General features: G+C 66.4%; 13 protein-coding genes. 10 read left to right on the forward strand and 3 right to left on the reverse strand.

The features are described 5' to 3' along the window. Positions 1-27: 27 nt before the first annotated feature. From C1927_RS13070 to C1927_RS13100, 7 genes are all read left to right on the forward strand, one after another. A complete protein-coding gene (locus C1927_RS13070) occupies positions 28-702 on the forward strand; it encodes a response regulator transcription factor (protein WP_108746926.1) in 675 nt (224 codons plus the stop codon). Then, positions 702-2,042, forward strand: a complete 1,341-nt coding sequence (locus C1927_RS13075; protein WP_108746927.1) for a HAMP domain-containing sensor histidine kinase — start codon at positions 702-704, stop codon at positions 2,040-2,042. Before C1927_RS13070 ends, C1927_RS13075 begins: the two co-directional genes overlap by 1 nt. 118 nt (positions 2,043-2,160) lie before the next feature. Beyond that, positions 2,161-2,913 (forward strand): hypothetical protein, encoded by a 753-nt coding sequence (locus C1927_RS13080; RefSeq protein WP_108746928.1) that lies wholly within the window; start codon positions 2,161-2,163, stop codon positions 2,911-2,913. Between the two features lie 126 nt (positions 2,914-3,039). Further along, complete coding sequence (locus C1927_RS13085; protein ID WP_108746929.1) at positions 3,040-4,233, forward strand: efflux RND transporter periplasmic adaptor subunit; 1,194 nt, start codon at positions 3,040-3,042, stop codon at positions 4,231-4,233. Next, on the forward strand, positions 4,230-6,200 hold the full coding sequence (locus C1927_RS13090; protein WP_254051481.1) for a MacB family efflux pump subunit: 1,971 nt from the start codon (positions 4,230-4,232) through the stop codon (positions 6,198-6,200). Before C1927_RS13085 ends, C1927_RS13090 begins: the two co-directional genes overlap by 4 nt. Positions 6,201-6,291: 91 nt before the next feature. Beyond that, positions 6,292-6,678 carry a hypothetical protein gene (locus C1927_RS13095; RefSeq protein ID WP_079222327.1) on the forward strand — a complete coding sequence of 129 codons (387 nt, stop codon included), beginning with the start codon at positions 6,292-6,294 and terminating at the stop codon, positions 6,676-6,678. 31 nt (positions 6,679-6,709) lie between these two features. Continuing rightward, positions 6,710-7,087 (forward strand): EF-hand domain-containing protein, encoded by a 378-nt coding sequence (locus C1927_RS13100; protein WP_079222328.1) that lies wholly within the window; start codon positions 6,710-6,712, stop codon positions 7,085-7,087. A 129-nt stretch (positions 7,088-7,216) separates the two neighbouring features. Here C1927_RS13100 and C1927_RS13105 read toward each other — a convergent pair whose 3' ends face one another. Continuing rightward, positions 7,217-7,672, reverse strand: a complete 456-nt coding sequence (locus C1927_RS13105; protein ID WP_108746930.1) for a hypothetical protein — start codon at positions 7,670-7,672, stop codon at positions 7,217-7,219. 275 nt (positions 7,673-7,947) lie between these two features. Between C1927_RS13105 and C1927_RS13110 the strand changes: the two genes are divergently transcribed. Next, a complete protein-coding gene (locus C1927_RS13110; protein ID WP_079222330.1) occupies positions 7,948-8,394 on the forward strand; it encodes a DUF805 domain-containing protein in 447 nt (148 codons plus the stop codon). Here the strand turns inward: C1927_RS13110 and C1927_RS13115 are convergent. Continuing rightward, positions 8,342-8,749 (reverse strand): hypothetical protein, encoded by a 408-nt coding sequence (locus C1927_RS13115; protein WP_079222331.1) that lies wholly within the window; start codon positions 8,747-8,749, stop codon positions 8,342-8,344. The two genes, C1927_RS13110 and C1927_RS13115, sit on opposite strands and share 53 nt — an antisense overlap. Before the next feature lie 468 nt (positions 8,750-9,217). On the opposite strand from C1927_RS13115, the gene C1927_RS13120 reads away from it, so the two are divergent. After that, positions 9,218-10,576, forward strand: coding sequence for a PAAR domain-containing protein (locus tag C1927_RS13120; RefSeq protein WP_254051482.1), 1,359 nt, complete (start codon positions 9,218-9,220; stop codon positions 10,574-10,576). 1,141 nt (positions 10,577-11,717) lie between these two features. Here the strand turns inward: C1927_RS13120 and C1927_RS13125 are convergent. Beyond that, positions 11,718-12,065: a helix-turn-helix domain-containing protein gene (locus C1927_RS13125; RefSeq protein WP_108746931.1), complete on the reverse strand. Its 348-nt coding sequence runs from the start codon at positions 12,063-12,065 to the stop codon at positions 11,718-11,720. 101 nt (positions 12,066-12,166) lie between these two features. Between C1927_RS13125 and C1927_RS13130 the strand changes: the two genes are divergently transcribed. After that, positions 12,167-13,156 carry an MDR family oxidoreductase gene (locus C1927_RS13130; protein ID WP_108746932.1) on the forward strand — a complete coding sequence of 330 codons (990 nt, stop codon included), beginning with the start codon at positions 12,167-12,169 and terminating at the stop codon, positions 13,154-13,156. Positions 13,157-13,241 lie beyond the last annotated feature (85 nt).

Raw genomic sequence — 13,241 nt, forward strand, 5'->3', positions numbered from 1 at the left:
TTTCCCATCTGCCCCGCCGTACCGCCGATGCATATCCTGCTGATCGAAGACGAAACCGAACTGGCCGCCACGCTGAAAGGCGCGCTGCAGCGCGAGCGCCACGTGGTGGATCTGGCCGGCACCGTGGCGATGGCCCGCGAGGCGGCGCTCTGCGGGCTGCACGACCTGGTGCTGCTGGACCGCACCCTGCCCGACGGCGATGGCCTGGCCCTGATCGCCCTGCTGCGCCAGCACAACCCCGGCGTACCCATCATCGTGCTCAGTGCGCTGGGCCAGCTGCCCGACCGCGTGGCCGGGCTGGATGAAGGTGCCGACGATTACCTGGCCAAGCCCTTCGCGCTGGAGGAACTGTTCGCCCGCATCCGCGCCGTCGGCCGCCGCCCCAGCGGCCTCAACGCCGAGACCGTCACCGTCGGGCGCCTGAGCTTCGACCCGGTGTCCGGCGAAACCCGCGTGGGCGGCGAGCGGCTGGACCTGCCGCGACGCGAGATCCGCGTGCTGGCCGCGCTGGCGCGGCGCATCGGCCGCACCGTGCTGCGCGAATCCATCGAGATGGCCGTGTATGGCTTCGATGATGGCGTGCACTCCAACACCCTCGATTCGCACGTCTCGCGCCTGCGCCGCAAGCTGGCCGAGGCCGATGCCGGCGTGGAGATCCACGCCATCCGCGGCGTCGGCTACCTGATGCGGGAAATCAAGTAATGGCGCGGCGTCCTTCGCTGAAGTGGCCGCTGATCATCAAGCCGCTGATCTTCCATCTGCTGGCCCTGCTGCTGGCGTTCTTCGTGCTGCTGATGGTGCTGGTGCGCGTGGACAGCGGTGGCTACTACACCATCCAGACCTTCGCGCCGGTGGCCGCCGATGCCGTGCATCGTGATGCCAGCGGCAGGCTGTTCGTGAAGAACACACCGGAGCTGGCCGAAGAACTGAAGATCGCGCCGGGCGCCTGGTTCATCGCCCAGGATGACAGCGGCCACCACGTGACCTTCGGCAACGTGCCGCCTGCCTACGCCTCACTGGTGGGGCTGCTGGACGGCATTCCCTATGGAGACCTGCGCGGGCGCGAACGCGGCGACGGCCTGGCGGTGGTGGTGCGCCAGCACACCGGGCCGGCGGGCAAGCTGACGATCATGGCCCATGGCGAAGTAGATACCCTCACCTGGCAGATGGCGCTGGCCGCGCACATCATCACCGTGCCGATCTTCCTGCTGCTGGCGCTGGTGACCATCGTGCTGACGCCGATCATCGTGCGCCGCGCACTGGCCGGCGTGGAGCGCATCGCCGCCGAGGCCGGGAAGATTTCCGCCAACCACCGCGGCATCCGCCTCACCGCCACGGCGGTACCGGTGGAGATCGCACCGCTGGTGAACGCGGTGAACGACGCGCTGGACCGGCTGGACGAGGGCCACGAACGCCAGCGCCGCTTCATTGCGGCTGCCGCGCACGAACTGCGCACGCCCATCGCGATTCTGCGGGTGAAGCTGGACGCCGCCGACGATGCCACCTCACGCAGCCTGGCCCTGGAAGTAGCGCGCCTGGCCACGCTGGCCGAGCAGCTGCTGGACCTGCACCGCATGGACGAAGACGGGCCGAAGGAAACGCTGAACCTGGCGCGCGTGGCCAAGCGCGTGGTGGCCGACCTGGCGCCACTGCTGATCCAGTCCGAGCGCACGGTCGCGGTGTCGGTGGAGCAGCATTACCCGGTGCTGGGCGAAGCCGGCGCGATCGAGCGCGTGATCTCCAACCTGGTCTTGAACGCAGCCGAACACGGTGGCCGCAACGTGATCGTGCGCGTACAGGGCAGCTGCCTGGAAGTGGAAGATGACGGCCCCGGCATACCGGTGGCCGAACGCGAACGCGTCTTCGAGCCTTTCCAGCGCCTGCGCCCCCGGCAGAGCGGCGCGGGCCTGGGCCTGAACCTGGTCCGGCAGGTGGTGGAGCGCCACGGTGGCCAGGTCACGATTCTCGACGCGCCCGGTGGCGGCGCGTTGATCCGCGTGGAGTTTCCACCGCACCCCGGTGCGAACCCGCCGGCGGCGTGACTGCCACCTGTCTGCGGGCGCGTGCGGCACGCGCCGGCAAGCTTGCGGCAATGTTGGCTGCGCAGTATCGGGCGCAGGGCGCCTGTGCGCGTCCCTGTTCCGTACTGAAAGGACGCCCATGCCGCAGGCCGCCGCTGCACCGCCGAAAAACACGCCCCGATCCGAACCCGGCGCTGCGGCCACTTCGCTGACCGTCGCCGCCTGGAACCGGCACCCGCAACCTCGGCGCCTGCGCGGGCTGGCACACTGGCCGCGCTGGCTGCGTGACCTGCCGGAGCCAGCACGGCCGATCGCACTGGCGCGACTGTTCGGCGCACTGTTCATGGCCCTGCCCGGCGCCGCCCTGGTGGTGTTCGTGGCACTGCACGCAGGCGCAGCGCTGGCGGCGGCCACATTGCTGCTCGTGGCGACGCACGGCACGCTGCATGCCATGGCCGCGTGGTCACTGGACCGCACCGGAGTGTCTTCACCGTGGCCGCAGCGGTTGGAAGCCCCTGCCCCGGCGCTGCTTTCGTGGACCAGCCTGCTGCCGTTCGCAACCGTCGCAGCCCCGGGTGCCAACACCCTGCTCGGCGCCAGCTTGGCCCTGCTGCTGCTCAACGCATGGCTGACTGCACACGGCCGCCATCGCCCCTGGCAGCGGCCGCTGCATGTGGCCACGGCCACGCTCTTGGCCGCCACCCTGGCCGGGCAGGCGGTGCTGTTGTCCCTGCCCGCGCGCGCTGCACTGCTGGCGGGCACGGCCTGCATCGGCGTGTCGGTGGCCGTGCAATTGCGTGCTGGCACGCATCGCATCACAGGGCATCTGTTGCTGGTGCTGGGCAGCCTGTGCGCGGCCGTCGCCGTGGCGCTGCAGGTCGGCAGCCACTGAGCAGGCCCGGCGCCGCAAGGTTGGCGCAATCCTGGACATAGAGACTCGGCCCTGCCTGCACGCACAGGCACGCCCGTCATTCCTGCAAGGATTTCCGATGTTCACCGCACAACGGGCAACGCGCCCATGAGCGCCGCACCCCGCACCCGTCGCCGCCTGTGGATCGCCGCCGCCGCTGGCGCGTGCCTGCTGGCCCTGGCCGTGCTCTGGCTGATGCCCGCCGCACCACCCGAACTGGAGGTGTCGCCCGTTCAACGCGGCGATATCGAACAGGTGGTCGAAGCCACCGGCACCCTGAAGCCCTCGCGCCTGGTGAGCGTGGGTGCACAGGTTTCCGGCCGCATCGAAACCCTGCACGTGAAGCTCGGCGACAGGGTGAAGGCCGGCGACCTGATTGCCGAGATCGACTCGCGTACCCAGCGCAACGCGCTGCAGAGCGCCCAGGCCGCACAACGCAGCGCCCGCGCCAACCGCGATGCCCTGGCTGCCGACCTGCGCCAGTACCAGCTGACCCTGCAGCGCCAGCAGGCACTGGTTGCCCGCCAACTGGTGGCGCGTGCCGACTACGATGCAGCGAAAACCAAGGTCGATGCCACCCGCGAACAGGTCGCTGCGCTTGATGGCGAAGTGGTGCAACGGCAGACCGATGTGGACGTGGCACAGACCAACCTGGGCTACACGCGCATCACTGCCCCCACCGACGGCACCGTGCTGGCCGTGGTCGCCCGCCAGGGGCAGACGGTCAACGCCGTGCAGAGCGCACCGACCATCGTGATGCTGGGCAACCAGGACGTGATGACCGTCTACGCTGAAATCTCCGAGGCCGACGTGGTGCACACCGCCCTGGGCCAGGAGGCGTACTTCACCATCCTCGGCGACAGCGGCCGGCGCTACAGCAGCACGCTGCGCGACATCGCACCGGCGCCGGAATCGATCACCAACGAAGACACCTCCGGCTTCGCCGCGCCCGGCGCGTCGGCCGGTGCCAGCCGCACCGCCATGTACTACAACGGCCAGTTCGACGTGGACAACGCCGATGGCCGCCTGCGCAGCTACATGACCGCACAGGTGCGCATCGTGCTCGGCCGTGCCAAGGGGGTGCTGACCATCCCATCGGCCGCCCTGGGCGCACGGGCAGCCGATGGCAGCTACAGCGTGCAGGTCCGTGGCGCCGATGGCCGGCCAGCCGCGCGGCGCATCACCATCGGGCTGGATGACCAGATCAACGTAGAGGTGCGCAGTGGCCTGCAGCAAGGCGAACAGGTGGTGCTGGCACACACTGCCGAAGCCCCCGCAGCCACGGGCGCTGCACAGCCATGACCGACGCCGCGATGGACAGGGCGCTGCTGCGCGTGCGCGGCATCCGCCGCGAGTTCGCTGCGGGCGAGCAGACCCTGGTGGTGCTCGATGGCATCGACCTGGATATCCGCGCTGGCGAACTGGTGGCCATTGTCGGCCAGTCCGGCTCGGGTAAATCCACGCTGATGAACATCCTCGGCTGCCTGGACCGGCCCTCGGCCGGCACCTACTGCATTGCCGGCCGCGAGACCGCGCAGATGACGCCGGATGAACTGGCCGAACTGCGCCGCGAGCACTTCGGCTTCATCTTCCAGCGCTACCACCTGCTGACCGACCTCACCGCACTGGGCAACGTCGAAGTGCCGGCCATCTATGCCGGCCAGCCAGCGGCCGAGCGCCACCGCCGCGCCCAGGCGCTGCTGCAGCGGCTGGGCCTGGGCGAACGCATGCAGCACCTTCCCGGCGAGCTGTCCGGCGGCCAGCAGCAGCGCGTGTCCATCGCCCGCGCCCTGATGAACGGCGGCGCGGTGATCTTCGCCGACGAACCCACCGGTGCACTGGATACGCAGTCCGGCAAGGAAGTGATGAAGATCCTCGGTGAGCTGCACGCCGAAGGCCACACCGTGGTGCTGGTGACCCATGACATGGCCGTGGCCGAGCACGCCCAGCGCATCATCGAGATCCGCGATGGGCGCATCGTGGATGACCGCCCCACCGCGGCCGCCCTGGCCGCCAGTGCCAGCACGAGCGCCGTCCTGCAGACCCGCAGCGAGGGCAGCGGCTGGCTGGCACTGCGCGACCGCTTCACCGAAGCCTTCCGCATGGCTCTGCGCGCGATGAACGCACACCGCATGCGCACCTTCCTCACCATGCTCGGCATCATCATCGGCATCGCCTCGGTGGTGTCGGTGGTGGCGCTGGGCACTGGCGCACGCCAGGCCATCCTGTCCAACATCGCCTCGCTGGGCACCAACACCATCGAGATCTACCCCGGCTCGGGCTTTGGCGATGTACACGCCGCGCAGGTGGAAACGCTGACCCCGGGCGACAGCGTTGCTTTGGCCGGCCAGCCCTTCGTGGACAGCGCGACGCCCGGCGTGGCCAGCAGCGGCACCGCACAGCGCGGCAATCGTGCAGCAAACGTGCAGATCCAGGGTGTCAGCGAGCAGTACTTCCGCGTGCATGGGTTGAAGCTGGGCGCCGGCCGCTTCTTCGGCCAGCCTGCGGTGGCCGGCCACCAGCAGGTGGCGGTGATCGACGCCAACACGCGCGCACGCTTCTTCGCCGCCCAGGAGGATCCCATCGGCCAGAGCCTGCTGCTGGGCAACGTGCCGGTGCGGGTGGTGGGCGTGGTCAAGAAGGAAGCCGGCGCCGTGGGCGACGCCTCACTGCTGCAGGTCTGGGTGCCCTACACCACCGCCATGGCCCGCATGCTGGGGCAGAGCCACGTGTCGAACATCACCGTCCGCGTTTCCGATGCGGTGGGCATGCAGGCAGCGGAGGCCTCGATCAGCCGGCTGCTGGCGCGCCGCCATGGCCGCACGGACTTCTACATGAGCAACAACGCGCAGATCCGCCAGTCCATCGAACAGACCACGCGCATCCTGACGTTGATGATCAGTGCCATCGCCGCCATCGCGCTGGTGGTGGGCGGCATCGGGGTGATGAACATCATGCTGGTCTCGGTGACCGAACGGACCCGCGAGATCGGCGTGCGCATGGCCGTGGGTGCCCGGCGCAGCGACATCCTGCAGCAGTTCCTCATCGAATCGGTGCTGGTGTGCCTGCTCGGTGGCGTGCTGGGCATCGGCGTGGCGCTGGCCCTGGGTGCGGTGCTGGCCTTGGCCGATATCGGCTTCAGCCTGGTGTTCTCCTCCGCCTCGATCCTGGCCGCGTTCGCCTGCAGCAGCCTGATCGGCATCGGCTTCGGCTTCCTGCCGGCACGCCGTGCCGCACAGCTCGACCCGGTGGAAGCCCTGGTCCGCTGAACGGCATGCAGAACGCTGCAGTGACGGCAGGTTCGCGCAATGTCCGCGCGCTGTACTGACCCTACCGACACAGCCGCACAGGAGCGGAACGATGGTTGAGAAGACAGGACGCAGCGCATGGCTGCTGGCGGCCGCCGTGCAGTTTCTGGTGCTGCTGCCCTATGCCGGCCCGGCACAGGCGCAGCACCGCGATGGCTACCGCGCCGGATGGGACCGCGGCTACGAGGACCGCCAGCGCGATGAACGCGAGCGCCGTGAGCGCGAACGGGAACGCGACCGCCGTGACGATGCCAAGGCCAAGGGCGTGGTGGTGGGTGTGGTGGGCGCGGCCGTGGTGGCCGGCGTGATCGCGGCCGCTGCCAAGCGTGAACGCGAGAACCGTGAGCGCGCCGACTACTGCATGAACCGCTACGGCAACTACGACCGCCGCAACGACACCTACCGTGGCTCGGACGGCTACACCTATCCCTGCCGCTGAACTGCCCCGCAGCCTTCAAGGAAACCACCGCATGAACAAGACCGCTCTACTGATTGCCCTCTGCACCGCACCGCTGCTTGGCCACGCCGCCAGCAACGACCCGAAGCAGGCTTACATTGATTCGAGTTTCGCCGCCATGGACAGCAACGGCGACGGCCGCATCGACAAGGCCGAGTACGCGAAATACCAGCAGGCGCGCTTCAGCAAGCAGGCCGATTCGATCGACGCCGCGTTCAAGGAAATGGACACCAACAAGGACGGGAAGATCAGCAAGCAGGAAGCGGCCGTCGTGCCGGAGATCGCCAAGTACTTCACCGGCCTGGACACCGATGGCGACGGCTATCTCTCGCTGAAGGAGATGCAGCAGGCGATGGTGGCCGCACAGACGGCGGACGCACCAGCGAAGTAGCGCCGTGGTGGGTGCGCCCTCGCATCGCTGTGGTAGGTGCCCACCTTGGTGGGCACGATTCCGTCACCGCGCGCGCAAGCCGAAGCGCCCACCAAAGTGGGCATCTACCGGCCCTACAGCGCTGATGAATCAACGCACCTTGTACAACACCGCCGCACCCGGCCGCGGTTCAAACGCCGGCACCGTCTGCTGGGTCAGCGCGGTGCCCTTGGCATCCCACACCAGCGTCTCCACCGGGTACTCATCCTTGCGGGTCATCTGGTCGATCTTCGCCACCACCACCGTCGCCGCCGCCGGCACGTCCGGGTTCCAGCCAAATACCCCCACACGGCCATAGAACACCGCCGGGGCAGTGGCATCAAGGCGGCGGTCCGGGCACATCACCAGGCCGCGATCAAGCATCACCCGCAGCGCACCCACCGGCACCTTCTTCACGGTCGGCGTGGTGCGTTCAGTGCTGTGGCCGGGGCAGACATTGGCGGCGCGGGTGACCATGTCTTCGGCCACCTGGCGGTCAGACTGGGCGAAGGCCAGCGCCGGGGCCAGGCAAAGGCAGAACAGGACAAGCGGGGACTTCCGGGTCATTGCAGAGTTCCTGGAGTGGATACCCAGCGAACTTAGCAATGGCTCGACGCGAAGTTGCAAAGACTGCGTGAGGCCCCGGTTACGCGCGCGCTGCACCGTGCGGCGGCACCGCAACGTGGAAGCAGGCGTAGCGATTCAGGATGTGCTCAAGGGCCGGCTGCTAACACAGCAGCCAGGAACTGCCGGTGGCGCCCTCGCCCACCGCAGCAACGGAATGCCCCGCCCATGCCATGGCGCGGACACCTGATTGCCCCATTGGATTGAGCCGACCACCGATGCTTCCCCCGTTCGAGCCGCTCAGGCGTTACTTCGATTTCTCCGGCCGCTGTGACCGCACGGAGTTCTGGTCGTACCTGCTGTTCGTACTCGCGGTGTTCGGCGCATGCCATGCCCTGATCGAGCTGCCCCATGGGGAGAACGCCTACAGACTGGCTGCCGCCGGCTGGTTGCTGGGCATGGCGGCAGCCGTGCTGCTGTTCATCCCGACCCTGGCCGCGATCGTGCGCCGGCTGCACGATATCGACGAGTCAGGCTGGTACGCGGTGATCGTTTTCGTACCGTTGGGCGTGTTCGTCCTGTTCCCGGTGATGCTGCTGCCGGGAACCGGCGAGGACAATCGATTCGGCCCGGAACGCACCGCGCAGACCCGTTCGCTGCCCGGGCTGAGCCTCAAGGCACCAGGCAGCGCTCCACCTGCAGCGACAACACCTGGCAGGCGTTGAACAGGCCCTCCACCACGGCAGCCGACGGGTAGCCATCCGGGGTCTCGCTCTCCCGCGCCACATGCGCAGCGTGCAGCACGGCAGTCAGTGCGGTAATGCCCGAGGCGCTGCGGGTGGCCAGGGCCATCTCAAAGGCGCGCCCGGGGCTGAGGCGGGTTTCGGTCCAGGGTTCGCCATCGGCACGCAGGTTCGCGCCATGGCCCTTCAAGTGCGCAAGGAATGTGGAAGGTACGGCGCGCTCGGCAGAGTCGCAGAGGGCCTCCTCGAGCTTCTCTGCGAGGGTGTTGGGAAGATCGCGCAGGGCAGCGCCGAGCAGCGCGTGCAGGCGGGGATAATCGGGAAGACGGTCAGGCATGACGGCAACCTCACGGTGTGGCCACCTGCAGATGCAAGGTGGCGGACGGTGCGGGTTGGCGTGCCGGATACGTAGTACGAAAGCCGGCGGGTCCTGAGACCCCCACACACCGTCCGCCATGGACTGGCAGAAGGTGCATTGTCGTGACTGCAGGTTCGACCGCAACCACGACGCCGTGTACTACGTAAGTTCGGGACGCCAATCCCGGCCAGGGCGAGTGCCTTGGCGAGGCGATGATTGGCGTACTCGTGCGTGGAAGAGAAGTAGGGAAATTCCGCATTGGCGCGCAGTCACGGCGCTTGCGTCATGTGGTGGCGAGTTCTCCATCAAACGCGCCCGATGGGGCGGGAACGTTCGCGTGCAGATGGCATGCCGCCGTGCATGCGGGAAGGCCGACCGCGACACACCTGACTCACCTTTCCCTAGAAGCCGCTCACGTCGGAACAGATCAGGTGTCGCAATCGACCCTTGAACACCCTGCGGATCCGGCATCAGAGAGCAGGCCTGCGCCTCCAGAGAATCCGCAATCGCCCGTTGCAGTGCGATTCCGGCGGGCATGTCGCAAAAGACACTCGAATCCATTCCGAATTGCATCGGATTCTCCCGGCCGATCAGCAATGGAAGCGATTCATGGCACGGAACTGGATTGTGATGGGAGACCCGACCTCCAGCGGAGGGCGTGTAATCACCGCGTCGAACCGAACCGATATCGAGGGCATGGGCGTTGCACGCGTGGGCGACAAGGCGACCTGCCCGCAGATGCACAAAGGGGTATTTGCGATTGTCGAAGGCGACAGCACGATCATCATCGATGGCCAGCCTGTTGCGTTGGACGGATGCGCGCTCGCGTGTGGCTGCAGGGTGATGTCCAGCCAGCAGCTCCGGGTGTATGTATCCAATTCGGCCACCACAGGCGGAACTGCCAGCCGCAACTCAGCCGGTACGCAGCCTGCTGCAACACCGCTGCACAGCGGCCGCCACCTTCAGTTCGACCAGGCCATCCGTTTCACCGGCTCACAGGGCATGCCGTTGCGTGAGCTTCCCTACACGCTCCACCTGTCGGACGGCCAGACCTTCTCCGGCATCACCAGCGCGCTGGGCGAGACCTCACGTGTATCAACCCGGGAAAGCGTGGCAGTGGTGCGCGCGGAGTTGCGCCCACCCAGTACCACGAGCGGCTGTTGCGAACGCACTCTGTTGGCCGGGATCGATGATGTAGAGATTTTTGAAGTTGACGGTGTGATCACCACCTCTGACACCTTGGGAACGTCGATCGTACCGGTGCAGGTGCCAAGCCATGAACGCCGCTTGACACAAGGCGAGATCGAGATGGCACAGCTGGTATTCGGCGATGCGATTGACTACAGCCTGGTGAGGATTCACAACCATGGCTACTGGATGCTGCTTGGGATGCAACCGGAGGACACTGTGGTTGCACCCAATGGCGAGATCTATTTTCCAAAAGGTCTCTATCTTGATGATTATTTCTCTGGCGAACTTCGAGATCAGCACCTTTTCATCCATGAAATGACCCATGTCTGGCAGTATCAGCTTGGCTACAACGTGAAGCTGGTGCGTGGACCGCGGCCGAACATGAGCTACGACTACGTGCTCGATGACGTGCGCCTGCTCCACGACTACAACATGGAAGCGCAAGGCGACATCGTCGCAGACTATTTCCTCGTCGCCTTCCGTGATTCACAAAGCTTGATGAGCAACAAAATGTATCGCACCACATTCGGCATCCATGCCCAGTTGAAACGCGTCCTCTCACAATTCCTCGGCTCCACGGCCGGCAAGCGCAACCTCCCGAGAACGACCCGATGATCAAACAGTCATGGCCCCTTTGGGCGATGCTGCTGCTACCCCTCGTGGCAAGCTGCTCACCACCGCCCGGGCGCTACCAGAAGGCCACGGTCAGCACGTCTGACGGCAGGCTGTGTTTTGGTGTTCCTGACACGCGGGAGACTCGATCCGCGCCCCCTGAGATCGCTGTCATCGGAGTGAGCGCTGCTGGGCAAGGACTCTACCCGCAGTGGGAGCGGGTCTTCATGGACGAGCACATTCCCGAACCTGCGCTCCCACCTGACCAGTGCATACCCTACGGGTCCGGCCCCACACCTGCCCCGCCGCTGCAGGTGGGCGCGTACTACCAGGTGGTCCTTTCTGGGTACACGCCAGACAACCTGGACAATGGAACTGTGGGAAAGATGCGTGTGTTCAAAGCATGCTTCCACCTCCGTCAATCCGCCGATGGCCGCGAGTTGAACCCTGTCGTGGTGACCTGCGGGGAGGTGCCGCCATCCTCGCTGCCCCCTTCATAAGCGGCGGACCAGTGGCTCGGGTGGCGCAGTGAGCGGCCCGGTCCTGCGGAAGGTCCGCCTGGCGACACGTACACCTTCCAAAGACGACACGATGACCAGACAAGCATGGCCGCTCTGGGCGGTACTGCTACCCCTCGTGGCCAGCTGCTCACCACCGCCCGGGCGCTACCAGAAAGCCACAATCAGCACGTCTGACGGCAGGCTGTGTTTTGGCGTTCCCGACACCCGCGAGAATCGATCCGAGCCGCCTGAGATCGACTCCATCGGAGTGAGCGCTGCCGGGCAAGGCCTCTACCCGATGTGGGAACGGGTCTTCATGGACGAGCACGTTCCCGAACCTGCGCTCCCACCTGACCAGTGCATACCCTATGGGTCCGGCCCCACTACTGCCCCACCACTGCAGGTGGGCGCGTACTACGAGGTGGTCCTTTCCGGATATAAGCCTGATAGCCCACACAATAGCGGCGTGGGAAAGATGCGTGTGTTCAGTGCTTGCTTTCACCTACATCAATCCGTCGATGATCGCGAATTGAAGCCTATCGTGGTGACCTGCGGGGACGTGCCCCCATCCTCGCTACCTCCCTGATGAGAGGAGCGCAGCCATATAGACCGTTGCAGCAGGAACCTCACCAGGCTCCCAACCTTCAACTGTCCCCGCGCGTGCTCTGGTACCCGCGATAGGTTTCGCCCCACTCGCGCATCGCCAGCAGCACCGGCACCAGCGAACGCCCGAATTCGGAAAGTTCGTATTCCACCTTCGGCGGCACTTCCGGGTACACATGGCGGATCAGCACGCCGTCCGCCTCCAGTTCACGCAACTGGCTGGTCAGCATCGATTGCGTGGCGTTGGGCACCAACCGGGTCAATTCCATGAAACGCCGCTTGCGCTTCATCAGGTGAAACAGGATGACCGGTTTCCACACGCCGCCCATCACCGACAGCGTGACCTCAACCGCGCACCCGCTCTTGCCATCCCAACGCTTGCTGCGCATACATACTCCGGAAAACCATAGTACCTACGAAAAATCGTCGTTCTTGTTGCAATAACGGTGCGAGCCTAGCATGGGGCCATCCACTGATCGTGAGGCGCTTCATGAAGTTCAAGGCTCTGCTTTCCAGCAAGACCAACGACCGTGTTTCCACCGAACTGGTGGATTTTGACGAGGCCGACCTGATGGACGGCGATGTCCTGGTGCAGGTCGATTATTCGACCCTCAACTACAAGGATGCGCTGGCGCTGACCAACGAGCGCCCGGTCATCCAGAGGTTTCCGCTCATTCCCGGCATCGACCTTTCCGGCGTGGTGCTGGAATCCAGCAATGCCGGTTTCAAGGCGGGTGATCGCGTGGTGCTCAACGGCTGGGATCTGAGCATGGGCCACCACGGCGGCCTGGCCCAGCGCGCCCGCGTGCGGGGTGAGTGGCTGAACAGGATTCCCGGCAACCTGAGCACCCGCGATGCCATGGCCATCGGCACCGCCGGCTATACCGCCATGCTGTGCGTGCTGGCACTGGAAGACGCGGGCGTGACCCCGGAAAAGGGCGATGTGCTGGTAACCGGCGCCAATGGCGGCGTGGGCTCGATTGCCGTGGCCATTCTTTCCAAGCTGGGCTACCGCGTCGTGGCCGCCACCGGCCGCCCCGAACATGCCGCGTACCTGCACAGCCTGGGCGCGGCGGAGATCATCGACCGCGCAGAGCTTTCCGAGCCGCGCAAGAAGCCGATCAGCGCCGAGCGCTGGGCTGGCGTGGTGGACGTGGCCGGCGGCCCGACCTTGGTCAACGCACTTGCCGAGACCAAGTACCGCGGCGCCGTAGCGGCCTGCGGCCTGGCACAGAGCGATGCGCTGCATGGCTCGGTGCTGCCCTTCATCCTGCGCAACGTCACCCTGGCCGGCGTGGATTCGGTGAACGCACCGCAGGACGTGCGCCAGCGTGCATGGGATCGCCTGGCCACCGACCTGGACCCGCAGAAGCTTGAGAGCACGGTGCAGCAGATCGGCCTTGCCGAGGTGCTGGACGTGTACGAGCAGATCATCCCGGGCAAGGTGCGCGGGCGGATCGTGGTCGACGTGAACGCCTGACGCCTGTTACGCCAGCGGTGGTGCAACGCCATCGCTGGCAGCGGGCCCGCCAGTCCAGAAGCCCTGCGCGCGACACCAAGCCCCC

Source organism: Stenotrophomonas sp. ZAC14D1_NAIMI4_1 (genome assembly GCF_003086775.1).
GTDB lineage: Bacteria > Pseudomonadota > Gammaproteobacteria > Xanthomonadales > Xanthomonadaceae > Stenotrophomonas.

Coding starts and splice junctions, on each gene's coding strand:
- C1927_RS13080 (WP_108746928.1), top strand. CDS start 2,161: ATGCCGCAGGCCGCCGCTGCACCGCCGAAAAACACGCCCCGATCCGAA.
- C1927_RS13085 (WP_108746929.1), top strand. CDS start 3,040: ATGAGCGCCGCACCCCGCACCCGTCGCCGCCTGTGGATCGCCGCCGCC.
- C1927_RS13070 (WP_108746926.1), top strand. CDS start 28: ATGCATATCCTGCTGATCGAAGACGAAACCGAACTGGCCGCCACGCTG.
- C1927_RS13090 (WP_254051481.1), top strand. CDS start 4,230: ATGACCGACGCCGCGATGGACAGGGCGCTGCTGCGCGTGCGCGGCATC.
- C1927_RS13095 (WP_079222327.1), top strand. CDS start 6,292: ATGGTTGAGAAGACAGGACGCAGCGCATGGCTGCTGGCGGCCGCCGTG.
- C1927_RS13075 (WP_108746927.1), top strand. CDS start 702: ATGGCGCGGCGTCCTTCGCTGAAGTGGCCGCTGATCATCAAGCCGCTG.
- C1927_RS13115 (WP_079222331.1), bottom strand. CDS start 8,749: ATGCCTGACCGTCTTCCCGATTATCCCCGCCTGCACGCGCTGCTCGGC.
- C1927_RS13100 (WP_079222328.1), top strand. CDS start 6,710: ATGAACAAGACCGCTCTACTGATTGCCCTCTGCACCGCACCGCTGCTT.
- C1927_RS13125 (WP_108746931.1), bottom strand. CDS start 12,065: ATGCGCAGCAAGCGTTGGGATGGCAAGAGCGGGTGCGCGGTTGAGGTC.
- C1927_RS13130 (WP_108746932.1), top strand. CDS start 12,167: ATGAAGTTCAAGGCTCTGCTTTCCAGCAAGACCAACGACCGTGTTTCC.
- C1927_RS13110 (WP_079222330.1), top strand. CDS start 7,948: ATGCTTCCCCCGTTCGAGCCGCTCAGGCGTTACTTCGATTTCTCCGGC.
- C1927_RS13105 (WP_108746930.1), bottom strand. CDS start 7,672: ATGACCCGGAAGTCCCCGCTTGTCCTGTTCTGCCTTTGCCTGGCCCCG.